Annotated in this window: 25 protein-coding genes; 18 read left to right on the top strand and 7 right to left on the bottom strand. The window is 59.9% G+C overall.

What is annotated here, in order from left to right; all coding sequences use genetic code 11:
- Positions 1-306: 306 nt before the first annotated feature.
- A complete protein-coding gene (locus GKZ67_RS05755) occupies positions 307-912 on the top strand; it encodes a TMEM175 family protein (RefSeq protein WP_173241521.1) in 606 nt (201 codons plus the stop codon).
- Here GKZ67_RS05755 and GKZ67_RS05750 read toward each other — a convergent pair.
- Positions 907-1,695 (bottom strand): NIPSNAP family protein, encoded by a 789-nt coding sequence (locus GKZ67_RS05750; protein ID WP_173241520.1) that lies wholly within the window; start codon positions 1,693-1,695, stop codon positions 907-909. The genes GKZ67_RS05755 and GKZ67_RS05750 overlap by 6 nt on opposite strands.
- A gap of 214 nt (positions 1,696-1,909) precedes the next feature.
- On the opposite strand from GKZ67_RS05750, the gene GKZ67_RS05745 reads away from it, so the two are divergent.
- The 11 genes from GKZ67_RS05745 to pcaF all read left to right on the top strand — a co-directional run bounded on the left by GKZ67_RS05745 (position 1,910) and on the right by pcaF (position 10,901).
- The gene (locus GKZ67_RS05745; RefSeq protein ID WP_217278697.1) at positions 1,910-2,917 is read left to right on the top strand and encodes a phenylacetate--CoA ligase family protein; all 1,008 of its coding nucleotides are present in this window, start codon (positions 1,910-1,912) and stop codon (positions 2,915-2,917) included.
- Entirely contained in the window at positions 2,914-3,258 is a 345-nt protein-coding gene (locus GKZ67_RS22480; RefSeq protein ID WP_217278696.1) for a hypothetical protein, read from the top strand. Before GKZ67_RS05745 ends, GKZ67_RS22480 begins: the two co-directional genes overlap by 4 nt.
- Positions 3,259-3,393: 135 nt before the next feature.
- Entirely contained in the window at positions 3,394-4,467 is a 1,074-nt protein-coding gene (gene paaE, locus GKZ67_RS05740; RefSeq protein WP_173241519.1) for a 1,2-phenylacetyl-CoA epoxidase subunit PaaE, read from the top strand.
- Positions 4,468-4,586: 119 nt separating this feature from the next.
- On the top strand, positions 4,587-5,537 hold the full coding sequence (paaA, locus tag GKZ67_RS05735; RefSeq protein WP_173241518.1) for a 1,2-phenylacetyl-CoA epoxidase subunit PaaA: 951 nt from the start codon (positions 4,587-4,589) through the stop codon (positions 5,535-5,537).
- A 55-nt stretch (positions 5,538-5,592) separates the two neighbouring features.
- Positions 5,593-5,880: a 1,2-phenylacetyl-CoA epoxidase subunit PaaB gene (gene paaB, locus GKZ67_RS05730; protein WP_133655299.1), complete on the top strand. Its 288-nt coding sequence runs from the start codon at positions 5,593-5,595 to the stop codon at positions 5,878-5,880.
- Between the two features lie 11 nt (positions 5,881-5,891).
- Positions 5,892-6,692: a 1,2-phenylacetyl-CoA epoxidase subunit PaaC gene (paaC, locus tag GKZ67_RS05725; protein ID WP_173241517.1), complete on the top strand. Its 801-nt coding sequence runs from the start codon at positions 5,892-5,894 to the stop codon at positions 6,690-6,692.
- Positions 6,686-7,201 (top strand): 1,2-phenylacetyl-CoA epoxidase subunit PaaD, encoded by a 516-nt coding sequence (gene paaD, locus GKZ67_RS05720; RefSeq protein ID WP_173241516.1) that lies wholly within the window; start codon positions 6,686-6,688, stop codon positions 7,199-7,201. Before paaC ends, paaD begins: the two co-directional genes overlap by 7 nt.
- 8 nt (positions 7,202-7,209) lie before the next feature.
- Positions 7,210-7,992, top strand: a complete 783-nt coding sequence (locus GKZ67_RS05715) for an enoyl-CoA hydratase-related protein (protein ID WP_173241515.1) — start codon at positions 7,210-7,212, stop codon at positions 7,990-7,992.
- A gap of 101 nt (positions 7,993-8,093) precedes the next feature.
- Complete coding sequence (locus tag GKZ67_RS05710) at positions 8,094-9,275, top strand: 3-hydroxyacyl-CoA dehydrogenase NAD-binding domain-containing protein (protein WP_173241514.1); 1,182 nt, start codon at positions 8,094-8,096, stop codon at positions 9,273-9,275.
- A 16-nt stretch (positions 9,276-9,291) separates the two neighbouring features.
- The gene (locus tag GKZ67_RS05705) at positions 9,292-9,696 is read left to right on the top strand and encodes a hotdog fold thioesterase (RefSeq protein ID WP_254245080.1); all 405 of its coding nucleotides are present in this window, start codon (positions 9,292-9,294) and stop codon (positions 9,694-9,696) included.
- Complete coding sequence (gene pcaF / locus GKZ67_RS05700; RefSeq protein WP_173241512.1) at positions 9,693-10,901, top strand: 3-oxoadipyl-CoA thiolase; 1,209 nt, start codon at positions 9,693-9,695, stop codon at positions 10,899-10,901. Before GKZ67_RS05705 ends, pcaF begins: the two co-directional genes overlap by 4 nt.
- A gap of 78 nt (positions 10,902-10,979) precedes the next feature.
- Here pcaF and GKZ67_RS22475 read toward each other — a convergent pair whose 3' ends face one another.
- On the bottom strand, positions 10,980-11,222 hold the full coding sequence (locus GKZ67_RS22475) for a hypothetical protein (protein WP_217278695.1): 243 nt from the start codon (positions 11,220-11,222) through the stop codon (positions 10,980-10,982).
- Positions 11,223-11,290: 68 nt separating this feature from the next.
- Here GKZ67_RS22475 and paaZ point away from each other — a divergent pair, with 68 nt between their 5' ends.
- Together paaZ and GKZ67_RS05690 are read left to right on the top strand one after the other, a co-directional pair.
- Positions 11,291-13,060 (top strand): phenylacetic acid degradation bifunctional protein PaaZ, encoded by a 1,770-nt coding sequence (paaZ, locus tag GKZ67_RS05695; RefSeq protein WP_317172296.1) that lies wholly within the window; start codon positions 11,291-11,293, stop codon positions 13,058-13,060.
- A 108-nt stretch (positions 13,061-13,168) separates the two neighbouring features.
- A complete protein-coding gene (locus GKZ67_RS05690) occupies positions 13,169-13,924 on the top strand; it encodes an enoyl-CoA hydratase/isomerase family protein (RefSeq protein ID WP_173241511.1) in 756 nt (251 codons plus the stop codon).
- A 394-nt stretch (positions 13,925-14,318) separates the two neighbouring features.
- Here the strand turns inward: GKZ67_RS05690 and GKZ67_RS05685 are convergent, their stop codons facing one another.
- Together GKZ67_RS05685 and GKZ67_RS05680 are read right to left on the bottom strand one after the other, a co-directional pair.
- Entirely contained in the window at positions 14,319-14,585 is a 267-nt protein-coding gene (locus tag GKZ67_RS05685) for a barstar family protein (protein ID WP_173241510.1), read from the bottom strand.
- 35 nt (positions 14,586-14,620) lie between these two features.
- On the bottom strand, positions 14,621-16,432 hold the full coding sequence (locus GKZ67_RS05680) for an ABC transporter ATP-binding protein (protein WP_173241509.1): 1,812 nt from the start codon (positions 16,430-16,432) through the stop codon (positions 14,621-14,623).
- A gap of 175 nt (positions 16,433-16,607) precedes the next feature.
- On the opposite strand from GKZ67_RS05680, the gene GKZ67_RS05675 reads away from it, so the two are divergent.
- Complete coding sequence (locus GKZ67_RS05675; protein WP_173241508.1) at positions 16,608-17,279, top strand: porin family protein; 672 nt, start codon at positions 16,608-16,610, stop codon at positions 17,277-17,279.
- Between the two features lie 326 nt (positions 17,280-17,605).
- Here GKZ67_RS05675 and GKZ67_RS05670 read toward each other — a convergent pair whose 3' ends face one another.
- A complete protein-coding gene (locus GKZ67_RS05670) occupies positions 17,606-18,043 on the bottom strand; it encodes a hypothetical protein (RefSeq protein WP_173241507.1) in 438 nt (145 codons plus the stop codon).
- Positions 18,044-18,117: 74 nt separating this feature from the next.
- Entirely contained in the window at positions 18,118-18,522 is a 405-nt protein-coding gene (locus GKZ67_RS05665; protein ID WP_173241506.1) for a hypothetical protein, read from the bottom strand.
- A gap of 319 nt (positions 18,523-18,841) precedes the next feature.
- Here GKZ67_RS05665 and GKZ67_RS05660 point away from each other — a divergent pair, with 319 nt between their 5' ends.
- The 3 genes from GKZ67_RS05660 to GKZ67_RS05650 all read left to right on the top strand — a co-directional run bounded on the left by GKZ67_RS05660 (position 18,842) and on the right by GKZ67_RS05650 (position 21,307).
- The gene (locus GKZ67_RS05660) at positions 18,842-19,402 is read left to right on the top strand and encodes a hypothetical protein (RefSeq protein ID WP_173241505.1); all 561 of its coding nucleotides are present in this window, start codon (positions 18,842-18,844) and stop codon (positions 19,400-19,402) included.
- A gap of 141 nt (positions 19,403-19,543) precedes the next feature.
- Positions 19,544-20,980 carry a dihydrolipoamide acetyltransferase family protein gene (locus GKZ67_RS05655; protein ID WP_173241504.1) on the top strand — a complete coding sequence of 479 codons (1,437 nt, stop codon included), beginning with the start codon at positions 19,544-19,546 and terminating at the stop codon, positions 20,978-20,980.
- Between the two features lie 111 nt (positions 20,981-21,091).
- Positions 21,092-21,307: a hypothetical protein gene (locus GKZ67_RS05650; protein WP_173241503.1), complete on the top strand. Its 216-nt coding sequence runs from the start codon at positions 21,092-21,094 to the stop codon at positions 21,305-21,307.
- Between the two features lie 87 nt (positions 21,308-21,394).
- On the opposite strand, the gene GKZ67_RS05645 is transcribed toward GKZ67_RS05650, so the two are convergent.
- Positions 21,395-23,446, bottom strand: a complete 2,052-nt coding sequence (locus GKZ67_RS05645) for a S9 family peptidase (protein ID WP_173241502.1) — start codon at positions 23,444-23,446, stop codon at positions 21,395-21,397.
- Between the last annotated feature and the right edge of the window lie 84 nt (positions 23,447-23,530).

Here is a 23,530-nt window from a genome sequence, read left to right as displayed (position 1 = left end):
TGAATTGTTGCGTTGATAGCACCGAAATTCTGAGGCGGCCGAAAGCAATTGGCACCAAGAAATAAAAACGAAGATAAGCTAAGCTAAAAGGTAGTGAAGCTTGGTTTCGAGCGGGCTACGGGCACCCGAGTCGGAATGCCGCCGCCACGTATTGTCTCAGTGCAGGTACTCAGCTAATCGTCGGGTCGGGGTACAGATTGGCTGGTGCGGACAGCCGGCTCAACCCCGGCAGCCCGCCCGGTACTCGGAGTTGGAATCCGCTCTAGTTTACTCCCTCTTAGTACCTTACGCCTAAAATTATCTTCTATGCAAAAAGGCCGCCTGGAGGCATTCAGCGATGGTGTACTCGCTATTATCCTCACTATCATGGTGCTGGAGATTAAGGTACCGCACGGCGATGATTTCACGGCTCTGAAGCCGCTGCTGCCTATTTGCCTGAGCTACGTGCTGAGCTTTATTTACGTGGGCATTTATTGGAACAACCACCATCACCTGCTTAGCAGCGCCCGGCAGATTAGCGGCGGCGTGCTGTGGGCCAATCTGCACCTGCTGTTCTGGCTCTCGCTCACGCCGTTTGCCACCGGCTGGATGGGGGAAAATCACTTTGCCCCGGCCACGCTGGCCGTGTATGGGGTAGTGCTGCTGGGCTCGGGCATCGCGTATTTTATGCTGCAAAACTGCCTGATTGCCGTCAATGGCCCCGCCTCGCCGCTGGCCCACGCCCTGGGGCACGACTGGAAGGGTAAGGTCTCGCTGGTGCTCTACGGCGCCGGCATCGGCAGCAGCTTTGTGCTGCCCTGGCTGGCCGGGGCCGCCTACGTGGCCGTGGCCCTCATGTGGCTGGTGCCCGACCCGCGCATTGAGCGGGTGCTGCAAGACCACCCGAAACCCGAAGCACAAAACCAGCTATAAGCCTGAATAGGCTGTCGGACGCAGAAATGTGATGTCGGTATGCGACACGTTGTGCTGGTACTGGGGCAGAGCCTTTAGCCTCAGCCATTCGGGGTCGCTGCTGAAGGCTTTCCAGTGCGCCTCACGGTCAGGCATACTGTTGAAAGAAGTCATATACATTAGGTTTGGCATTTTGGAGCCAAAAACTACCTCGCCGTAGAAGATGCCATTAAAGCCCAGGCGGTCGAACAGCCTGATTTCGCCACCGGCGTTAAACATCCGCACTTTGGTGCGGAACAGCTTTTCGCTGGCGCCTTCGTAGCTGCGCAGCTCATATACCCGCTCGCTGGGGGGCGCGTCGAGTTTAGGGGCAGTAAGAGCGGGCATCTCGTCGAAAGCCTTTAGGAAGATGGTTTGCTGCCGCCCATAGGCGGGGCTGGTGTAAGGGGCATTTTCGTAGCTGCCGCCGGCGGCCAGCAGTTTGGGGGCCGTTTCCCGGGCCACGCTTTCCCACTGCTTCAACGATGCAAAGGGCGTGAAAACGTAAATCCTTCTGTCGGCCGCCGTGTCGTTGCCAATCGGCTTAAAAACGCCGATGGTCGGGAGGCCGGCCGCGCGCATAGCTGGCAGGTACTGCTGCCGTAAAAAGCTATCGACCAGCGCTTCCTGCCGGGCAGTTTTCAGGTGGTAGATTTTTAGCTCAAAATAAGCCGGGCGAGGGCCCGCGGAACGGGCCATCACTTTACTACCTGCCAGAAACAAACACAGGGAGGCCAGCACCAACAGAATAAGCTGCTTTTTCATAAGTAGTGCCGAACACCAGCGGCCGGCAGCTAAAAGTAGCATCCAGTACGAAGTAAAGGAAATAATTGATTAACATAGTAAAATAAATATATTTAATAAATATACGTCAGAACACCCCAGCAACTTAAAGAAAATTTACTTTTTGCTATCATTGACAACAAACGTTTGTTAGTTTTGCAACCAGAAGCTTCCCATCCCTCAGCTCTCCGCACTCATGCTTTTTCAACCCGAAATTGAGCGGCTTCCGCTGCCGCAGCTGCGGGCGTTGCAAAACGTCCGCCTTCAGGAGCAGGTCGCTTACCTGGCGGCGCGGGTGCCATTTTACCAGCGCAAGTTTGCCGAGGCGGGTATTAATCCGGCCACGTTCCAGGGGCTGGCAGACTTACCCAAGCTGGGCTTCACTAAGAAAACGGATTTTCGGGACAACTACCCCTTCGGCCTGTTTGCCGTGCCCGAAGCGGAGGTGGCGCGGCTGCATTGCTCCAGCGGTACCACGGGCAAGGCCACGGTGGTAGGCTACACGGCCGGCGACCTGGGTATTTTCGCCGAGGTAGTGGCCCGCTCGCTGGCAGCAGCCGGCTGCCAGCCGGGCATGAAGCTGCAGAATGCCTACGGCTACGGCCTGTTTACGGGCGGCCTGGGCATTCACTACGGTGCCGAGAAGCTGGGGCTGACCGTGATTCCGGTATCGGGCGGCAGCACCGACCGGCAGCTACAGCTTTTGCAGGATTTCCGGCCCGAAATCATCTGCGCTACGCCCTCCTACGCCCAGGTGCTGGCCGAGGAGCTGCAGCGGCGCGGCATAGCCCCGGAAGCCATCAACCTGAAGCTGGCCGTACTCGGCGCCGAGCCCTGGACTGAGGCCATCCGCCAGCAGGTGCAGGCCGGGCTGCACGTAGCGGCCACCAATATATATGGCCTGAGCGAGATACTCGGCCCCGGTATCTCGCAGGAAGACGTGGACGAGCGCGGCACCGGCAGCTACATCTGGGAAGACCATTTTTACCCCGAGGTGGTAGACAAGGACACCGGCGAGCCGGTGGCGGAGGGCGAGCTGGGCGTGCTGGTTTTCAGCACACTCACCAAAAAAGCCATGCCCATTCTGCGCTACTGGACGGGCGACATCACCAACATCTACTACGACCACTCGGTGAAGCGCACCCACGTAAAAATGGGCCCGATTCGGGGCCGCGCCGACGATATGCTCATCATTCGGGGGTGAATTTCTTCCCCACGCAGGTCGAGGATATCATCAGCCAGCTGGCCCACGTCAGCCCCTACTACCAGGTGGTGGCCACCCGGCGCGGCAGCCTCGACGAAGTGGAAGTAAGCGTAGAAGTAGCTGAGCCCCTGCTGCGCGAGCTGGGACTGGCCACCACCCCCCTCACCGCCGAGCACGTGCAGCAGCACGACAGCCTGCGCCAGCTCCAGGGCCTGTTTGCCAAGAAAATAAAGGACAATATCGGCCTCAGCATGCGGGTACAGCTGCTGGGCTGCGGGCAATTGCCGCGCAGCGAGGGCGGCAAGCTGAGCCGGGTGAAGGACTTGCGCGAGCTGAAGTAAAGAATCAGAAAACGTTGGTCATGGAGAGCGCAGCGAAGCATCTCGTTCGCGTCATTGGGTTAGTAACTCTAACGTCAGTTCGCGAGATGCTCCGCTCCGCATGACCAACGAGTATTATAGATTAAGTATTTGTAGATGAGCCGCTTTCATACCTTAAAAATCAAGAGCATCACCCGCGAAACGCCCGATTGCGTGTCGCTGGCCTTCGAGGTGCCGGCCGGGCTGCGCGAAACGTTTCGCTACCTGCCCGGCCAGTACCTGACCCTGCGCCGCGAGCACCAGGGCGAAGACTTACGGCGCAGCTACTCCATTTGCAGCAGTCCGCTGGATGATGAATGGCGGGTGGCCATCAAGAAGGTGCCTGAGGGCCGCTTCTCCACCCTGGCCGTGGAGGGCCTGCACCCCGGCGACACCCTCGACGTGCTGCCGCCGCAGGGCCGCTTCACCCCTGCCCTGCACCCCAGCCACACCAAGCGCTACGCGCTGTTTGCGGCCGGCAGCGGCATCACGCCCCTGCTCAGCATTGCCCGCACAGTGCTGCTGACCGAGCCGGGCAGCCACGTGTATCTGGTGTACGGCAACCGGGGACGCAACTCCATTATTTTCAAGGAACAGATTGAGGGACTGAAGAATAAATTTCTGGGCCGGCTGAGCGTGTTCCACATCCTGAGCCGCGAGCAGGGCGAGAGCGACCTGTTTTTTGGGCGGGTAGACTACGCCAAGACGGCCCAGCTGCTGCGCCAGCTCATCCCGGCCAGTCAGCTCGACGAGGCGTTTATCTGCGGTCCCGAAGAGATGATTCACGGCGTGCAGCAGGCGCTGACGGAGGCCGGCGTCGCGTCGGGGAATATTCACTTTGAGCTATTTGCCTCGGCGGGCAGTGCCACGGCGAAAGCCGCCCCGCGCCGCGCCGCGGGCGAAGACGACCAGAAAAGCCAGGTTACGCTGCGCCTCGACGGCCGCGCTTACCGCCTCGACATGTCGTATTACGGCGATACCGTGCTCGACGCGGCGCTGGCCGCCGGTATCGATGCGCCCTACTCGTGCAAAAACGGGATGTGCAGCACCTGCCTGGCCCGCGTGACGAGCGGCACCACCGCCATGGACGTAAACTATTCGCTCTCAGCCGATGAAATAGCCAAAGGCTATGTCCTGACCTGCCAGGCCCGGCCTACTACGCCGGAGGTCACGGTAGATTTTGACCAGTAGGTACTAGCGCCGCCTTTGCCGGCTGCCGCTGAACGACCAGCTGCGGACTACAAAGTCCGCGCTGCTAGTTACTTTTGTCTTACGCTAAACTAACACTCGTTAGTTTTTGTTATCCGCTCATGGAAACGCTCGCTCCCACCCCCGAAGAACAATTTCAGGCCCGCATCGACGCCGACATCCGCATCGAGCCCAAAGACTGGATGCCTGAGGCGTATCGCAAGACCCTCATCCGGCAGATTTCGCAACACGCGCACTCCGAGCTGGTGGGTATGCTGCCCGAAGGCAACTGGATAACCCGCGCCCCTTCGCTCAAGCGCAAGTCCATTTTGCTGGCCAAGGTGCAGGACGAGGCAGGCCACGGCCTCTACCTCTACAGCGCCGCCGAAACGCTGGGCACCTCGCGCGAGCAGATGCTGGCCGACCTGCACTCGGGCAAGGCCAAGTACAGCAGCATCTTCAACTACCCCACCCTGAGCTGGGCTGATATGGGCTGCGTGGGCTGGCTCGTGGACGGGGCGGCCATCCTGAACCAGGTGCCGCTGTGCCGCACCTCGTACGGCCCGTACGCGCGGGCTATGGTGCGGGTGTGCAAGGAAGAGAGCTTCCACCAGCGCCAGGGCTTTGAGATTATGCAGACGCTGTGCGAGGGCGCGCCGGCTCAGAAGGAGATGGCCCAGGAGGCCCTTAACCGCTGGTGGTGGCCCACGCTGATGATGTTTGGCCCCAAGGATAGCGAGTCGCCCAACACCGAGCAGAGTATGAAGTGGCGCATCAAGCGCTTTACCAACGACGAGCTGCGCCAGAAATTCGTGGACATGATGGTGCCCCAGGCCGAGTTTCTGGGCCTGACCGTGCCCGACGAGAAAGTAAAGTGGAACGAGGAGCGCCAAGCCTACGACTTCGGCGAGGTGAACTGGGAAGAGTTCTGGGCCGTGGTAAAAGGCAACGGCCTCTGCAACCACGAGCGCCTGCAAGCCCGCGTGCAGGCCCACGAGGAAGGCGCCTGGGTACGCGAGGCAGCGCTGGCCCACGCCGGGAAGCGCAAGGCACGCGAAACGGTGGCGGCGTAAGCAGCAACGAACATCGTGCAGCGCGCAGCGAAGCAACCCAACGATTTTTCAGAAAATGAACAACTCCGAATGGCCTCTGTGGGAGGTCTTTATCCGCAGCAAGCAGGGGCTCGACCACAAGCACGTGGGTAGCCTGCACGCCGCCGACGCGGCAATGGCCGTGCAGAACGCCCGCGACGTGTATACCCGCCGCCTCGAAGGCGTAAGCATCTGGGTAGTGGAGTCGAAGCACATCCACGCTTCCAACCCCGATGAGGCGGCCGAGTTTTTCGACCCGGCGGCCGATAAAGTGTACCGGCACCCCACGTTCTACGACGTGCCGGATTCCATTAAACACATGTAAGCCCGCGGGTTATGGCAGCTACTCAGTCTGAAATCCCCACCGCTCCGGCGGCGGCTCCGGCCGCCAACCCGCTGTTTCCGCTCGTGTTGCAGCTGGCCGATACCAGCCTTATCCTCGCGCACCGCCTCTCCGAATGGTGCGGGCACGGCCCCGTGCTGGAGCAGGATTTGGCGCTGGCCAACATTGCCCTCGATTTGCTAGGTGAGGCCCGTAGCTACTACCAGTACGCCGCCGAGCTCGAAGGCCAGGGCCGCACCGAGGATGACCTGGCCTACCTGCGCTCGGCCGTGGAGTACCGCAACCCGCTGCTGGTAGAGCAGCCCAACGGCGACTTTGCGCACACCATCGTCCGGCAGTTCTTGTTTGATAATTTTCACTATCACTTACTTAAAGAGCTACAAAGCGGCCCGGATGCCCGACTGGCCGCCATTGCCGAGAAGTCGGTCAAGGAAGCCGCCTACCACCTCAAGTGGAGCTCCGAATGGCTGATTCGCCTCGGCGACGGTACGCCCGAGAGCCGGCAGCACCTCGATAAAGCTATTGCCACACTCTGGCGCTTCGCCGGCGAGCTGACCACGCCCACCGCGCTCGAAACGAACTTACAGGAACTGGGGCTGCTGCCCGAGTACGCCGCCCTGCTGCCCGCTATGCAGGCGCACGCGGCGCATGTGCTGGCCGAGGCCACCGTGCCCCTGCCCGCCGCGCCCTTCGCGCAGCAGGGCGGCAAGAGCGGCCGCCACTCCGAGCACCTGGGCTACCTGCTGGCCGAGCTGCAATACCTGCAACGCACCTACCCCGGCCTGACGTGGTAACTACCTCCTCCCCAGCGCCTACCGAAGCCCGAATCTGGCAGCTGCTGGAAGAGGTGAGCGACCCCGAAGTGCCCGTACTGAGCATTCTGGACCTGGGCATCGTACGGGCCGTGGCGGTGGACGGCGAGCATATTACCGTTACCATCACCCCGACTTACTCGGGCTGCCCGGCCATGAGCGCCATCGCCACCGACATCCGGCTGCGGCTGCTGGCCGAGGGCTACCGGCAGGTAACTATCCACAACCAGATAAGCCCGGCCTGGACCACCGACTGGATGAGCCAGGCGGGCCGCGCCAAGCTCGAAGCCTACGGCATTGCGCCGCCCATTGATGGCACGGCCAGCGGCCACGTCCTCAACTTATTTGGCCAGGATACCGCCGTACGCTGCCCGCTCTGCAAGTCGGCCCACACGCACCTGGTCAGCCAGTTTGGCTCAACAGCCTGCAAGGCCCTGTATCAGTGCGACGACTGCCGCGAGCCGTTCGATTACTTTAAATGCCACGCTTAGCTCTTTCCATGTCCGACACCGCCCTGCTTTACTCTTTTGCCGACGGCGTGGCCACGCTCACGCTCAATCGCCCCGACGTCTTCAACAGCATCAACAAGCCGCTGGCGCTGGCCTTGCAGCAGCGGCTGCGCGCATGCCAGGCCGATGCCAGCGTACGGGCCGTAGTGCTCACGGGCACGGGCCGCGCCTTCTGCGCCGGGCAGGACCTGGCAGAAATAACCGGGCCGAACGCGCCCGATGTGTCGGAAATTGTGGAGCAGCACTACAACCCGATTATTCTGCTTATTCGGGAGCTGGAAAAGCCCGTCATCGCGGCCGTGAATGGCGTAGCGGCCGGGGCGGGCGCCAACATTGCCCTGGCCTGCGATATCGTGGTGGCCCGGCAGTCGGCCGCGTTCATTCAGGCGTTCAGCAAGATTGGCCTGGTGCCCGACAGCGGCGGCACCTACTTTCTGCCGCGCCTCGTGGGCCTGCAGCGCGCCAGCGCCCTCATGCTGACCGGCGACAAGGTAAGCGGCGCCGAGGCCGTGCAGATGGGCATGATTTACAAGGCGTTTGCTGATGAGACTTTCGACCAGGAAGTACTCGCGCTGGCCCACAAGATGGCCCACCTGCCCACCAAAGGCCTGGCTTACACCAAGCAGCTGCTCAACCACACGTTTGCCAACGACGTGGCCCAGCAGCTGCGTGCCGAGGGCGACTACCAGCTGCGCGCCGGCCACACCGCCGACTACCGCGAGGGCGTAGCCGCCTTCCTGGCCAAGCGTCAGCCCACCTTTACCGGCCAGTAGATTTTAAATGTGGAAGATGTGAGAATGTGGAAGATGTAAAAAATCATCTGCAATCCGCATTTTCTCATTTCTCACCTCTTCGCATCTCCCACATTATCAAAATGACCATTGGAATTATCGGCAGCGGCGCGATGGGCGCGGGCATTGCTCAGGTGGTGGCCACGGCTGGCCACGCGGTGCGCCTGCTCGACCAGAATGCCGCGGCCCTCGAAAAGGCTACGGCTGGCATCGCCGCCAGCCTGCGCAAGCTGGCCGAAAAAGGCAAGCTGACCACCGAAGCGGCCGGGGCGGCCATTGCCCGCCTGCATCCCACGGCCAGCATGGCCGACTTTGCCGACTGCGAGCTGGTTGTGGAAGCCATTGTGGAAGACCTGGCGGTGAAGCAGCAGGTTTTCCGGCAGCTCGAAAATATAGTAAATTCTGAATGTATTCTGGCCACGAATACGTCGTCCCTCTCGGTTACGTCGATTGCGGCGGCCTGCCTGCGGCCGGAGCGCTTCGTGGGCATTCATTTTTTCAACCCGGCCCCGCTCATGCAGCTGGTGGAGGTGATTCCGGCAGTGCAAACCCGCCCCGGACTGGCCGATGACATTAAGGCGCTGGTGGCCAGCTGGGGTAAGCGCCCGGTGCTGGCCCAGGACACGCCCGGCTTTATCGTGAACCGCGTGGCGCGGCCTTTCTACGGCGAGGCCATTCGGATTCTGGAAGAAGGCATTGCCGACATCGCCACTATCGACTGGGCCCTGACCGAGCTGGGCGGCTTCCGCATGGGGCCGTTTGCCCTGATGGACTTTATCGGCCACGACGTCAACTATCGAGTCACGGAGTCGGTGTTCACCGCCTTTTTCTACGACCCGCGCTACCGCCCCTCCTTCACCCAGAAGCGCTTGTTTGAGGCCGGCTACTACGGCCGCAAGGCCGGGCGCGGCTTCTACGACTATGCGCCCGGCGCCGCGCAGCCCACGCCGAACCGCGATGCGGCGCTGGGCCAGCGCATTCTGCACCGGGTACTGGCCATGCTCATCAACGAGGCCGCCGAGGCGCTGCACCTGCGCGTGGCGTCAGCCCCCGACCTGGAGCTGGCCATGACCACCGGCGTGAACTACCCCAAAGGCCTGCTGGCCTGGGCCGACGAGCTGGGGCCGGCCCAGGTGCTGGCTACGCTCGACGACCTCTACCACGACTACCACGACGACCGCTACCGCGCCAGCGTGCTGCTGCGGCGCTTGGCCCGCGAAAACCGGTATTTTCTGACGCATGAGCCCATTCCCGCCGTCCGCTAGCTCAACCGCCGAGGCCGTGAAAGCCCTCATGCTCGGCCAGGACGCCTTCAGCCAGCTGCTGGGCCTGTGCGTGGACGAGGTCGGCCCCGGCTACTGCCGCCTGCATTTCGCAGTGCGGCCCGACATGCTCAACGGCTTCGGGGCCCTGCACGGCGGCGTCACGTTTTCGGCGGCCGATACGGCGTTTGCTTTTGCCTGCAACAGCCACGGCCGCCAGAGCGTGGGGCTCAGCGTAACCGCCGATTACCTCGAAGCCGGCCGGGTGGGCGACGTGCTCACAGTGGAAGCCCGGGAGGTGAGTCTCAAGCATAAAATCGGCGTGTACCAGGTGCGCGTAACCAACCAGCTGGGTGCGGAACTGCTGCTTTTCAAGGGCACGGCCTACCGCACCAGTCACGAAATCCTGCCTAAAACCTCATGAACGAAGCTTATATCATCGACGGCGTGCGCACGCCCATCGGCAACTTTGGCGGCACCCTGGCCGCCGTGCGCCCCGACGACCTGGCCGCCCACACCATCCGCGAGCTGCTCAGGCGCCACCCCGACACTGACCCGGCCGCCGTAGCCGACGTTATCCTGGGCTGCGCCAACCAGGCCGGCGAAGACAACCGCAACGTGGCCCGCATGGCGGCGCTGCTGGCCGGCCTGCCTTATTCTGTACCCGGCGAAACCCTGAACCGCCTGTGCGCCAGTGGCCTGTCGGCAGGTATTGCGGCCGCCCGCGCCATCCGTAGCGGCGATGGCGACCTGTTCGTGGCCGGCGGCGTCGAGAACATGACCCGCGCCCCGTTCGTCATGTCGAAGCCCTCCAAGGCATTCGGCACCGACTCGCAGATGGCCGATTCGAGCTTCGGCTGGCGGTTCATCAACCCCGCCCTACAGGCGCAGTACGGCACCGACGCGATGGGCGAAACCGCGGAGAATCTGGTAGACCAGTACCACATCAGCCGCGAAGACCAGGATAAGTTTGCGCTGGTCTCGCAGCAGAAAGCCGCCGCTGCCCAGCAGCGCGGCCGCTTCGCCGCCGAGATTGCGCCCGTGGCCATTCCGCAGCGCAAGGGCGAGCCGCTGCTGTTTGCTGAGGACGAATTTCTGAAGCCCGATACGTCGCTCACTGGCTTGGCCAAGCTGCGTCCGGCCTTCCGCAAAACCGGCGGCACCGTGACGGCTGGTAACGCCTCGGGCCTCAACGACGGCGCCGCCGCCCTGCTGCTGGCTTCGGAGGAAGGCATCAAGCAGCACAGCCTCACGCCCAAAGCCCGCATCGTGGCAATGGGCGTGGCCGGCGTCGAGCCCCGCATCATGGGCATCGGGCCGGTGCCGGCCAGCCAGCAGGCATTGAAAAAGGCCGGCCTCACCCTAAACGACATCGATATTATTGAGCTCAACGAGGCCTTTGCCGCGCAGTCGCTGGCCTGCATCCGCGCCTTCGGCCTGGCCGACGACGACCCGCGCCTCAACCCCAACGGCGGGGCCATTGCGCTGGGCCACCCGCTCGGTATGAGCGGCGCCCGCCTGCTCAATACCGCTGCCATCGAGCTACACGAGCAGCAGAAGCGCTACGCGCTGGTCACGATGTGCATTGGCGTAGGCCAGGGCTACGCCGTGATTATCGAGCGCGTGTAGCGTGGACGCTGCGAGTCCGCGCGTTTGAACGACTGATTTTTCCTACTCCTACCCCCGCGCGGACTCGCAGCGTCCACGCTACAGGCCCACCCTGCTATGACACCCACCCTCGAAAACTACACCCTTGGCCGCTGGTCGCCCGGCGGCTCCGACCCGCACGAGCTGCGCGATGCCAGCACCGGCGAAGTCATTGCCCTGGCCAATACCGAAGGCTTTGACTTCGAGCAGATTCTGGCCTACGGCCGCCGCGTGGGCAACCCCGCCCTGCGCCGGATGACTTTTCACGAGCGCGGCCGGATGCTCAAGGCGCTGGCTTTTCACTTGCAGGAAAAGAAGGAGATTTTCTACGAGCTGAGCTACCGCTCGGGGCGACGCGCGCCGATTCGTGGATTGACATCGAGGGCGGCATCGGCAACCTGTTTGCCAACGCCTCGCTGCGGCGCAAGTTTCCCGACAAGCCGTTCTACGTGGAGGGTGAGCCGGTGGGCCTCTCCAAGGGCGGCACGTTCATGGCCCAGCACCTGCTGGTGCCCCGCGAGGGCGTGGCCGTGCACATCAACGCCTACAACTTCCCCATCTGGGGGATGCTGGAGAAAATCGCCGTCAACCTACTGGCCGGCATGCCGGCCGTGGTGAAGCCCGCCGTGCCCAGCGCCTACCTCACCGAGGCCGTGGTGCGCGAGATTATCGCCAGCGGCATCCTGCCCGAAGGTGCTTTGCAGCTCGTGGTGGGCTCGGGCCAGGGTATTCTCGACCACGTCACGTACCAGGATGTGGTGACCTTTACCGGCTCGGCGGCTACCGGCGCCCGGCTGCGCGCCCATCCGCGCATTATCAGCGAGGCGGTGCCGTTTACCCTCGAAGCCGACTCGCTCAACGCCGCCGTGCTCGGCCCCGACGCCCAGCCCGGCACGCCCGAGTTTGACCTCTTTATCAAGGAGGTGCGCAAGGAGATGACGGCCAAGTGCGGGCAGAAATGCACCGCCATCCGCCGCGCCATCGTGCCCGCCGAGCTGCTCGAAGACGTGCAGATTGCGTTGGGTAAGGCGCTGGCCCAAACCACCATCGGCCACCCGCAGGCCGAGGGCGTGCGCATGGGCGCGCTGGCTGGCCGCGAGCAGGCCGAGCGCCTGCGCGAGCAGGTACGCAAGCTGGCCAAGAACACCCCCATCGTATACGGTGACCTCGACAACGTCGAAGTTCTGGGTAAAGAGCGCGGGGCCGACGCGGCCAAGGGCGCGTTCATCTCGCCTATCGTACTGCGCAATGACCACCCCTTCCGGCACCTCGACAGCCACGAGCTGGAAGCCTTCGGGCCGGTCGTGACCCTGATGCCCTACCACAACTTGGGCGAGGCCACCCAGCTCGCCAACCTCGGTAAGGGCTCGCTGGTGTGCTCGCTGGCTACCAACGACCCGCGCACAGCCCAGGAGTTTGTGCTGGGCGCGGCCACTCACCACGGCCGTATTCTGGTGCTCAACGGCGAGATGGCCAGGGAGAGCACCGGCCACGGCTCGCCGCTGCCCCAGCTCGTGCACGGCGGCCCCGGCCGGGCCGGCGGCGGCCAGGAGATGGGTGGCATCCGGGGCGTCGAGCACTTCATGCAGCGCGTGGCCCTGCAAGGCTCGCCGAGCATGCTGACGGCCATTACGGAAGTGTACCAGACCGGCGCCAAAACGGTGGAGTACGACAAGCACCCCTTCCAGCGCTACTTTGAGGAGCTGGAAATCGGCGAAACCTACACCACGCATAAGCACACCGTCACGGAGGCCGACATCAGCGCCTTTGCCGGCATTTCGGGCGATAATTTCTACGCCCACGTCGACGCAACCTCACTGGAAGGCACGCTCTTCACCGGCCGCGTGGCCCACGGCTACTACGTGCTCAGCAAGGCAGCCGGCATGTTCGTTGACCCGCGCAAAGGCCCCGTTTTGCTGAACTACGGCCTCGACGAGTGTCGCTTCACCAAGCCCGTGTACCCCGGCACTACCATCGGCGTGACGCTCACGGTGAAGGAGAAAATCGGCCAGGAAAAGCGCGATGAAACCGACATCGCCAAGGGCATCGTGCGCTGGCTCGTGACGGTAAAAGACGAAAACGGCGACACCGTGGCCGTAGCTACCATTCTGACGATGGTAAAGAAGAAAAACCAAGGATAATTTATTCGTATTTCAATTTAAAAAGAACGTCATGCTGAGCTTGCCGAAGCATGATGTTCTTTTTAACAACCTTGTGAAACCTCGCTTTACCTGGCGAAACCTTGCGCTATGAGCAACCTCACCGCCGGCCACGTCACGGCCGCCACCGATGCCGCCGGCATCTCCACCATCACGTTTTTCCACCCCGCTCACAACTCCCTGCCGAGCGCTATTCTGGCCCAGCTAGCCCGCACCATCACCGAAGCTGGCCAGGCTGAAGCCACCAAAGTAATTATCCTGCAAAGCGAGGGCGAGCGCACGTTCTGCGCCGGGGCTAGCTTCGACGAGCTACGCGCCGTGGCCGATGCGGCCCAGGGGCTAGCGTTTTTTTCCGGCTTCGCGCACGTTATCAACGCCTGCCGCACCAGCCCCAAGCTCATTATCGGCCGGGTGCAGGGCAAGGCTGTGGGCGGCGGCGTGGGCCTGGCCGCTGCTACCGACTACTGCCTGGCCACTACCCACGCGGCCGTGAAGCTCAGCGAGCTGGCCGTGGGCATTGGCCCCTTCGTAGTCGGCCCGGCCGTGGAGCGCAAAATCGGTGCCTCTGCCTTCGGCCAGCTGGCCATTGATGCCACGCAGTTTCGCTCGGCCGAGTGGGCCGCCAGCCACGGCCTCTACGCCGAAGTATTGCCCGACCTGGCTAGCCTCGACGCGGCCGTGCAGGCCCTAGCCCAGCGCCTGGCTGCTAGCTCCCCCAATGCCATGCGCGAGCTGAAACAAGTGCTCTGGGCTGGCACCGAGCACTGGGATACCCTGCTCATTGAGCGTGCTGCCATTAGCGGCCGGCTGGTGCTTTCGGAGTTCACGCGGGCGGCTATTGGATGATTAAAACAGTGCCATGCGGCTATATCTTTGGCCCGTTGCACGGTTATTCCACCTCACCTCGGCAAGTCCTTAAAAAGACGAAACCCCGGCTGTTGGACCAACCGGGGTTTCAAAGAAGCAGGTGGTTCAGCACCTAACTTCTTTCTCCAACATGAGAGATAAACGTGCAAAGGCGGATTTTGTGCTTCGGTTCAGCTTCCGCATACCCCCTGAGCTGGCAAAATGGCTCGTGGGGCTTCTAATGAGTGGTGGCGCCCTGTCGGCTGCCATTCATTGGATTAAGTAAGGCAAGGGCCGGGCCGCAAGGTTCGGCCCTTGTTTTATCTTAACTGTGACAAATATACAGGTTGCGGATGGAAATGGTTGTCACAAAAAAGCTTAAGAAGCCAAATTACTAGGCAAGCAGGATTCGCTTTTCGGGCAGTCGTTCTGGGTAGTGGTCGCAAACGATTTCCCGCAGAATCTGCATATCCTTTGGACAGGTATGCGCAAAGCCTTGCCAATTTATTATTCTGACCTCGTCAGGCATTTCAACAAGTCCGGTTATAGAATCTAAAAAGGCATCCCAATTAGCTCCGTAGAAATCCGGAAATTCAAGCTTCTGCTTGAATACTTCGTGTACTGCCTCCTTAGTCTTGCAGCCATCTATGTCAATTATCATAGCTCAAATTATTTTACATAATTATCAATTAATAATCACAGTGCCGTATCCAGCACCTCGTCGCCATCATCAGCCATTGTTTTGGCTAGCTTCTCAATGTTGAGGCTTCTCGCGCTGGCGTCGAAAATCTCGCGGTAGGTGCCGCGCTTTTCGTAAAGCTCGTGGTGGGTGCCGCTTTCCACGGCTTCGCCTTTTTTCATCACGTAGATGCAGTCGGAATCCACAATCTGGGCGAGGCTGTGGGAGATGATGACCACCGTGCGGCCCTGCTTGATGGCGTCGAGGCTGTTCTTGATTTGCTCGGTGGCGATGGCGTCGAGGCTGGCGGTGGGCTCGTCGAGGAAGATGATGGGCGGGTTTTTGAGGAAGAGCCGGGCGATGGCAATGCGCTGCTGCTGGCCACCCAAGAGCTGCTGCGCGTCGCTGAGGTAGCCTTTGGGCAGATCCAGAATCTGGTCGTGGAAGTAGGCCTGGCGGGCGGCGGCTTCAATCTCGGCCTGGGTAGCGTTGAAGTTTCCGTAACGGATATTCTCCTCGATAGTGCCTTTGAAAATATGGTTTTTCTGGAGCACCAGGCCGATTTGCTGGCGCAGGGCGGGCGTGTCGTATTCGCTTAGAGGCTGCCCATCGAGGAACACGCCGCCGTTGTCGGGGCGGTAAAACTCGCAGAGCAGATTGATAATCGTGCTTTTGCCGGCGCCGCTGAGGCCCACTAGGGCCGTGGTTTTGCCGGCTTCGATAGTCAGGCTCACGTCGTGCAGCGCGGCCGTGCCGCTGGGGTAGGTGAAGTTGACATGGCGCAGCTCAAAGCGGCCGTAGAGGTGCGCGGGACGCAGCGGGCCGGGGCGCTCGGTCTGGTCGTCGGCGTCGAGGATAGCGAAAAAGCCCTCGGCGTAGGTCAGGGCCTCGTTCATCTCGTCGTAGATGCGGTGCAGCTGGCGGATGGGCGCCGACACGTTATTGAACAGCAGCACGTGAAACATGATAGCCCCGATACTCATCTGGCCGGCCAGCACGAGGTAGGCGGTGAGCACGATGATGGCTACTACGCCGATTTGCTCGAAAAACGACTTGAGGCCATCGTAGCGGAAGTTGGTTTTGCGGGTTTGGAGTTGCGCATCCTCCAAGCGATTTTGCACAGCAAACTGCTTATGGCTCTCGTAGGCCTCGCGCACGAAGCTCTTTATCACCACAATGCTGTCGATGATGCTGATGAGACCATGATTTTTTTCTTCCCGCAGGCTGCGCAGCATACGGCGGGTGCCGTTGAGGCGGTCGGCCTGCCGGTAGCTCAGCCAGAAGTAGACGGGCAAAATGGACGTAGCTACAAGTCCTACCCATTTGTTGGCTAAAAACATGACGACCAGCGCCACACTGGCATTGGCAAAGAGCGGCAGGATGTCGATGAAAAAGTTCTGAACCAGCTTCATCAGGCTTTCCACCCCCCGGTCAATACGGGTCTGAAGGCGGCCAGTCTGGTTTTCGCCTTCCGAGAAAAACCCCAGCTGGTAGCCCAGGATTTTACTAACGGCGGCTTCGGCCAGCGCCCCGGATACGCTGATGCGAATTTTTTCGCCGTAGTATTTCTGGCCGAAGGTAATGCCGGTGTTTAGCAGCTCTTTAGCCAGCAGCACCGTGCTCACCCAAATCAGCATTTGCCAGCCCTGCGCCAGCCCCAGGCCCTTGTTGAGTAAGCCCTGCACGGTGTCAACGGTGTAGCGCAGCACAAACGGGTTGACCTGGGCGGCCAGCGAGCCCACCAGCGTAAGTAGCAGTGTGCTGACAACCAGGCGGCGGTAAGGCTGCACAAATGGCAGCAGGCGTTGAATAATTTGCCAGAGGCTCATGGAAGACGGGGAGGAGTAGGCCACGACAGAAAGGCTGCTCCGGGCGTGGGGTAGCAGACCTTTTCGGGTCAGTGCTATACGTAAACTCGGCAATTGGCGCAGTTATTGAAACGCTACCCTCAAGCTCACCCTACCTTTTATAGGGCTTGCTTATAGTTTTAACCCTCTTTTTATTATGTCCAAACTCCTTTCTTTGACGGCGGGGGCAGCGCTAGTAGCGCTTGCGACAGCCCCGACAGCCCACGCCCAAACTATCAAATTTGGCCTCAAGGCTGGTGGTAGTCTTTCCAATCTATCCGGCAATCTTACCAACCAGAGCCAGTACAACAACCGCTTAGGCTTTCAGGCCGGCGCCATGCTCAACTTTGGGCTCGCCAACGACATGTTTTCCATTCAGCCCGAAGTGCTGTATTCCCAGAAAGGATTTAAATACGCTGACCAGCAATATACTACGGCGCTTGGCACCTATCACAACACGGGGAGCGTGCGCTACGACTACCTCGACGTGCCGGTGCTCGTGCGGCTCAAAGTCGGCAGCGTATTCTTCGAAGCTGGGCCTCAGTACAGCTACCTGATGAATATCTCGACCGACCGCACCCAAACCTATAATGGCAGCGTGGTTGGGACCGCCGGCTCGGGTACTACCGACCTGAGCAACGTCAACCGCAACGAAATTGGCTACGTCGGCGGCCTGGGCTTTCAATCGAAACAGGGCTTTTTGCTGGGCCTGCGCTACAATGGCGCGTTCACGGACTTTGCCAAAGATGGCTACAGCAACAATGATTTCAAAAATGCCCGCAATTCCGTATTTCAGGCCTATATCGGCTTTCTACTGGGCGGCAAGTAACGCCTGTTCTTAAATAAAGAAATAGCAAAAGCCGCTTGTTCGAACGAACAGGCGGCTTTTTCATAGCTATTTCCGATTTGGCTCCCCGCAGCCAGGAGTTGAGGGCAACACAAGCTGGCCGGCGACTTTACCCGCATTAACACCAGTTCCCACCGCCGGGCACCAGCTTAAAATATTCATCTTTCTGCATATTACAAGCTGGTGCCCGCCGCACAACGGCCTAAGCACGCGCAAGAAATTTTTAAGTCCGGTTTCCCCCTCAAAAAAAGCCCTGACCTTTCGGGGCCAGGGCTTTTTGAGGAATAACGACGAGCGGCAGGAGTGGCTTAGCTATCCGTTTTGGTTTTAATTTTCAGATTGCCATCCTTTTCCTTCATCTTGCCCTCCGGCAGCATCTCAGCTCCGCGCTGGCGGCGGTTAGCTTCCAGGGTTTGCATTTGGGTAAATTGCTCGGGCGTGAGGATAGCTTTAAGCTGGTCTTCGTACTTGCTCCGGTTGGCCTGCATTTGCGTGCGCAGTTGGGCACGGTCGGCGGTACCGGCTTGCATCTGGGCGCGCATAGCCATCATTTCCTGGTCGCGGGCCAATAAGATAGGCTGCACTTTGGCCGACTGGTCGGCACTCAGGCCCAGCTGCTTGGTGAGGCCCTGCATTTGGCGGGCCGCCATTTCTTTGGGGGTGCGTTGAGGACGCCCTTCCTCCTGGGCCGCAGCGGCAGTAGCCGACAGCGCAAATGCCAGTAGGGGCAACAAAAACTTCTTCATAGAAAATTTGCAGAAAAAAAGTGAAAAGCCGGGGCCAGCACCCTTTAGGTTAGATGCCGGCCCGGCCAGATAGTTTAGCGGCGATACTGAGCTTCCCAGCGGGCGCGCTCCTGGGGCGTTACGCGGTGGCCCTGGTCATACCCGTAGTTGTGGCCCTGCTCCCAGTTGCGGCGCTCCTCGCGGGTCACCTGGTGGTTGCGGTCGAAGCCATAATTTTTATTACGGTCGAAATGGTCATTGGCCTGGCGGTTGTCAGCCCGGTCGTTGCGGTGCTGGTCATTGCCGCGAACCTGGCCTTGCTGCATAGCGCGGCGGTCTTGCTGTCCCCGGTTGTCATCGCGGTGAGCATTATCATCGCGATGACCGGGGTCCTGCTGGACGCGGCTATCACGGCCGCGGTCATTAAAAGGAGTAGCGAAAGCGCCGGTGCTAGTAAGCAGCGTGGCAGTAGCCAGGGCGGCAAACAGGAAAGATTTCATGACAAGGAGGAATAGGAAGTGAAAAGAATAAAATGAGCAATCAGGCAGCCGCCGGTGGCCTGAACCCCAGCGGCTGGTTGGTTACAGCTTTGCAAACGAGTAGCCAGAATTATAGTTGGCGCGCCCGCTTTAGGATTCTACTTCTCAAACCCCGACCAACGCCTCAATTGTGCCGCCCGAAACTACTAGCTACGAAACCCACTAAGTAAGTCGGCTGTCTTCACTTTTATCATGTTTCAACGCTACCTTAGTTTATGATGCGCTTCCACCTAAGCTTACGTTCTCGGCCATTCGCTGTCGAAACTAGCTTGCATGGGCGGTGTACATACTGGGTGCCCCTGCTAAAGAACGCCAAGCCGATGGGCGAACGGTTAGATGTGGCAGCAATAGTATTTGGGTAGGTGATGGGCAGTCCTATAACTTTTCTCTGTCAACAAGCTGGCGACCGGCGCGCTGGGTTATCGTCCCTTTTCTGCTTTTTATTTATGCGCAAACTGTGCGCAATGAGCTACGTGCTTCAGCCGCAATTTCGCGAGGAGAAACAATAATTCTTTTGGCAGTTCCAGTCGGTATTTGGCTTATTTACAAGCTAATTGCCAGCAGTTTTGCTACTGATTTTGACGATACTAACTTCTATCTGTATAAGAAGTCAGGCACGGAGCAAATTCCGCTTAGCCAAGTCAATAAAATTAAATTCACTATGTTTCGAGTGGGCTATCAGCATTACTGGAAAATAGGCTACATCGACGCGGCCGACCAGCAACAGTTTGTACGCATACTTCCTGGCGTTCAGCTACAAGCTTTTGAAAATGCAGTGCGTCAGAAAAACCCCAGGGTTGAGGTAAGCAATTGGTCAAGTTCATTCGACCTCGACCAGTAGACTAGCAATCAAGTACCGCTTTAATTGATAATGCCCCCGCCCAGCCCGCCGGTGCGGGGGCGTTTAGCTTCTGCCTACCTTTGCGGCTCCAAACTCCCTCCCACCCCACCCTACGTTTTTAAGACCCCCAGCCCCCGAATTATGGCCCGAGTGGAAATGACGATGCCCAAGATGGGCGAATCCATCATGGAAGGCACCGTGCTGAAATGGCTCAAGCAAGTTGGCGATACCATTGAGCAAGATGAGTCGGTATTAGAAGTAGCTACCGATAAGGTAGATACTGAAGTGCCCGCCCTGTACGCCGGCACGCTGGCCGAAATCCTGGTGCAGGAAGGCCAGGTAGTAGCCGTGGGCGCGCCCATTGCCATTGTCGAGACGGATGCCGCTGCGACCGCGGCTCAAAACACCGACGACCTGGAAGAAGCCAGCGCCAACCCGCCCGTAACTGAGCCCGACCGCGTACCCGCGCTGCCTACCCCGCCGGCGGGCGATGAAAGCGTACCCTACCTGCCGGGCCCTGGCACGCCGGTAGCGGCTCCTGAGCCCGCAGGTGCCCAGCATCCGGTGCAGGAAGGCCGTTTCTACTCACCGCTGGTGCTCAGCATTGCCCGCGAGGAAGGCGTGAGCATGGCCGACCTCGAGCGCCTGCCCGGCACCGGCCAGGAAGGCCGCGTAACTAAAAAAGATATTCTCGACTACGTAGCCAATGGCAAGCAGCCGCTGGTACCGGCAGTTCCGGCGCATGCCGCGCCGGTGGCCCAGCCTGCCCCGGCTGAGCCCAAGGCAGCACCGCAACTCGCGCCTGCTCCTGCTGCTCCCAAGCCACAGGCCGCCAGTGCTACGGCCAAGCCCGCGCCGTCGGTATCGGGCAGCCAGGAGTTGGTGGAGATGGACCGCATGCGCAAGATGATTGCGCAGCGAATGGTCGATTCCAAGCGTATTTCGCCGCACGTTACGAGCTTCGTGGAGGCCGATGTAACCGAGCTGGTGAACTGGCGCAACAAGCACAAGGATGCCTATAAGAAGCGCGAAGGCGAAAATCTCACCTTTACGCCCATCTTCATTCAGGCAGTGGCGCGCGCCATCCAGGACTACCCCAACATCAACGTATCGGTAGACGGCGATTATATAATCAAGAAGCGTGATATTAACATCGGCGTGGCGGTAGCGCTGCCGTCGGGCAACCTCATCGTGCCGGTTATTCACAATGCCGACCAGCTTAACCTCAACGGCCTGAGCAAGAAGGTGAACGACTTGGCCAACCGCGCCCGTCAGAATAAGCTCAAGCCCGAAGACCTCGAAGGCGGCACGTACACGCTCAGTAATGTGGGCTCGTTTGGCAACGTAATGGGCACTCCCATTATCATGCAGCCGCAGGTGGCCATCATGGCCGTGGGAGCCATCAAGAAAAAGCCCGCCGTTATCGAAACGCCCCAGGGCGACCTAATCGGTATCCGACACTTTATGTTCCTGAGTCACAGCTACGACCATCGCGTGGTCGATGGCTCGCTCGGCGGCATGTTTGTGCGCAAGGTGGCCGATTACCTCGAGCAGTTCGACCCCAATACGGCAGTATAATTTAGTAGTCAGCAATCAAAAAAGAACGTCCTGCTCAACTGGCGTCCCCTTGTCGAAGCGGATGCCAGCTGAGCAGGACGTTCTGCGGTAATTACAGCTTACCCAATACGCATGAAAAACATCCTTTTTATCGCTACCCTGGCCATTTCGCTGGGCCTTATCGTCTTTCTCTACCAGCGCCTGCTGTCTACTGAGGCCGCCCTCAAAACGGCCGAGCAGCATTTTGCCGCCTGCCAGCAGGTCACGTTTCAGCTACAGGCCCAGCTGAGCGCCGACGAAAAAAGCGCGGCGGCCCACTCGACCACCGCGCCTTCGGTACTGCGCTAAAATTAGTATTTGTTAGTTGCTTTTCTTCGTTGCTGGTCAATCCGTTAAGCTTAATGAACGACGGAAATCAGCTACCCCCTAAAGAGCCTACATCATCGATTTCTGCCCCAGCAGCATAAAGAGGAAGGCGTACTGCCGGGCCACGTCGTGTAGCGCCTTGAAGCGACCCGATGCCCCGCCGTGGCCGGCATCCATGTCGGTATGCAGCAGCAGCAGGTTGTTATCGGTTTTAGTGGCCCGCAGCTTGGCTACCCACTTCGCGGGCTCGAAGTATTGCACCTGCGAGTCGTGCAAGCCTGTAAGGACCAGCATGTTGGGGTATTTCTGGGCCTTTACGTTGTCGTAGGGCGAGTACGAGAGCATGTAGTCGTAGTACTTTTTATCGGCCGGGTTGCCCCACTGGTCGTACTCGCCGGTGGTGAGCGGAATGCTGGCGTCCGACATGGTCGTAACAACATCCACAAATGGCACTTCGGCGATAACGCCTTTATATAGGTCGGGGCGCATATTCACTATTGCGCCCATCAGCAGGCCGCCGGCGCTGCCGCCCTCGGCAAACAGCTTGGCGGGCGACGTGAATTTGTCCTTGACAAGAAACAGCGAGCAGTCGATAAAATCGGTAAACGAGTTTTTCTTGTGCAGCATGCGGCCATCTTCAAACCACTTGCGGCCCAGCTCCTGCCCGCCCCGGATATTGCACAGCGCGTAGGCAAAGCCGCGGTTGAGCAAACTCAGCCGCGCCGAGGAAAAAGTCGGGTCCATGGAGATGCCGTACGAGCCGTAGGCATATTGCAGCAACGGCCCGGTACCGTCCTTCTTAAAGCCTTTTTTGTACACCACCGTCATCGGAATCGTTTTGCCGTCGCGGGCCGTCACGAAGTAGCGCTCCGTCACGTAGTCCTCCTTGTTAAAGCCACCCAGCACCGGCTGCTCTTTGAGCAGCGTAAGCTTGTGCGTAGCCATGTTGTAGTCGTAGGTAGTGGCAGGCGTGGTAAACGAGGTGTAGGTCAGGCGCAGCGTTGGGGTATCAAACTCGGGGTTGGCCCCGATGTATGTAGTGTACGCCAGCTCACGAAACGGGACAATATGGCCCACCTCGTCCGAGAAGTTGATGACGCGCATCTCGCGCAGTCCTTCGGCCCGCTCGTTGAGTACCAGGTGGTCTTTGAAGAGCTCCATCTGCTCGATGAAAACGTCTTCGCGCTCCGGCACCACGTCTTCCCACTGGCCCTTGCCGGTGTTGGTAAGCGGCGCGGCCATGACCCGAAAGTTGGGAGCCTCCCAGTTGGTAAGAATGTAGAACTGCCCGTTGGCATCCTGCACTTCGTACAGGTGGTCGGGCTCGCGCTTCAGAAACACCCTAAACTCACCGGCCGGCTTGTTGGCCTCCAGATAGAGATACTCCGACGACAGCGAGCTGTGCAGCGTAATGCCGATGTAGCGGCGTGATTTGCTGCGCTCAATGCCCACCCCGAAGGTGTTATCCTTCTCCTCATACACCAGCACATCGTGGCTGGGGTCGGTGCCCAGCGTGTGCCGATACACCTGAAAGGCCAGCAGAGTAGTCACGTCCTTTTTGGCGTAGAAAACCGTCTTGTTGTCGGCAGCCCACACGGCCGAGCCGGCCGTATTGGCAATTTTCTCGGGGTAGAGCTTGCCGGTTTTCAGGTTCTTGAAGCGCAGCGTGTAAAGCCGGCGGCTTACACTGTCGACACCGTAGGCCAGCGTCTGGTTGTCGTCGCTTACTGCGTAGCCGCCAATGGCGAAGTACGACTTGCCCTGGCCCATCTCGTTGCCGTTGAGCATCACTTCCTCGGGCCCCTGCTGGGAGCCCTCCTTGCGGCAGTAGAGCGGGTACTCGCCGCCAGTTTCGTAGCGGGTGTAGTAGTAGTAGCCGTGGTCACGGTAGGGCACCGAGGCATCCTGCTCCTTAATGCGGCCTTTCATCTCGTTGAAAAGCTTCTCCTCCAAAGGCTTAACGGCAGACATTTGCTGCTCAGTGTACGCGTTTTCGCTTTTCAGGTAGTCGAGCACCTGCGGGTTTTCGCGCTCGTTGAGCCAGTAGTAATTATCGGTGCGGGTACCGTTGGGCGAGACGAGCTCTTTGGCTTTAACCGTGGCAATGGGCGGATTGGTCATAGTAGCAGCAGGCGCAGTCTGGGCCTGCGCCGACAATGTCGCCAGACTAATCAGGCAGCTAAGCCAGCATGAGTAACGTGCTTT

Origin of the sequence: Hymenobacter sp. BRD67, assembly GCF_013256425.1 — a bacterium.
Classification (GTDB): Bacteria; Bacteroidota; Bacteroidia; order Cytophagales; family Hymenobacteraceae; genus Hymenobacter.
The sequence above is the reverse complement of the archived record's forward strand: the minus strand, read 5'-3'. Positions and strand labels throughout refer to the sequence as shown.

Bases quoted from the DNA above. Each gene is read 5' to 3' on its own strand.
- GKZ67_RS05755 (WP_173241521.1), top strand. From the start codon at position 307: ATGCAAAAAGGCCGCCTGGAGGCATTCAGCGATGGTGTACTCGCTATT.
- GKZ67_RS05750 (WP_173241520.1), bottom strand. From the start codon at position 1,695: ATGAAAAAGCAGCTTATTCTGTTGGTGCTGGCCTCCCTGTGTTTGTTT.
- GKZ67_RS05745 (WP_217278697.1), top strand. From the start codon at position 1,910: ATGCTTTTTCAACCCGAAATTGAGCGGCTTCCGCTGCCGCAGCTGCGG.
- paaE (WP_173241519.1), top strand. From the start codon at position 3,394: ATGAGCCGCTTTCATACCTTAAAAATCAAGAGCATCACCCGCGAAACG.
- paaA (WP_173241518.1), top strand. From the start codon at position 4,587: ATGGAAACGCTCGCTCCCACCCCCGAAGAACAATTTCAGGCCCGCATC.
- paaB (WP_133655299.1), top strand. From the start codon at position 5,593: ATGAACAACTCCGAATGGCCTCTGTGGGAGGTCTTTATCCGCAGCAAG.
- paaC (WP_173241517.1), top strand. From the start codon at position 5,892: ATGGCAGCTACTCAGTCTGAAATCCCCACCGCTCCGGCGGCGGCTCCG.
- GKZ67_RS05715 (WP_173241515.1), top strand. From the start codon at position 7,210: ATGTCCGACACCGCCCTGCTTTACTCTTTTGCCGACGGCGTGGCCACG.
- GKZ67_RS05710 (WP_173241514.1), top strand. From the start codon at position 8,094: ATGACCATTGGAATTATCGGCAGCGGCGCGATGGGCGCGGGCATTGCT.
- pcaF (WP_173241512.1), top strand. From the start codon at position 9,693: ATGAACGAAGCTTATATCATCGACGGCGTGCGCACGCCCATCGGCAAC.
- GKZ67_RS05690 (WP_173241511.1), top strand. From the start codon at position 13,169: ATGAGCAACCTCACCGCCGGCCACGTCACGGCCGCCACCGATGCCGCC.
- GKZ67_RS05685 (WP_173241510.1), bottom strand. From the start codon at position 14,585: ATGATAATTGACATAGATGGCTGCAAGACTAAGGAGGCAGTACACGAA.
- GKZ67_RS05680 (WP_173241509.1), bottom strand. From the start codon at position 16,432: ATGAGCCTCTGGCAAATTATTCAACGCCTGCTGCCATTTGTGCAGCCT.
- GKZ67_RS05675 (WP_173241508.1), top strand. From the start codon at position 16,608: ATGTCCAAACTCCTTTCTTTGACGGCGGGGGCAGCGCTAGTAGCGCTT.
- GKZ67_RS05670 (WP_173241507.1), bottom strand. From the start codon at position 18,043: ATGAAGAAGTTTTTGTTGCCCCTACTGGCATTTGCGCTGTCGGCTACT.
- GKZ67_RS05665 (WP_173241506.1), bottom strand. From the start codon at position 18,522: ATGAAATCTTTCCTGTTTGCCGCCCTGGCTACTGCCACGCTGCTTACT.
- GKZ67_RS05655 (WP_173241504.1), top strand. From the start codon at position 19,544: ATGGCCCGAGTGGAAATGACGATGCCCAAGATGGGCGAATCCATCATG.
- GKZ67_RS05650 (WP_173241503.1), top strand. From the start codon at position 21,092: ATGAAAAACATCCTTTTTATCGCTACCCTGGCCATTTCGCTGGGCCTT.
- GKZ67_RS05645 (WP_173241502.1), bottom strand. From the start codon at position 23,446: ATGACCAATCCGCCCATTGCCACGGTTAAAGCCAAAGAGCTCGTCTCG.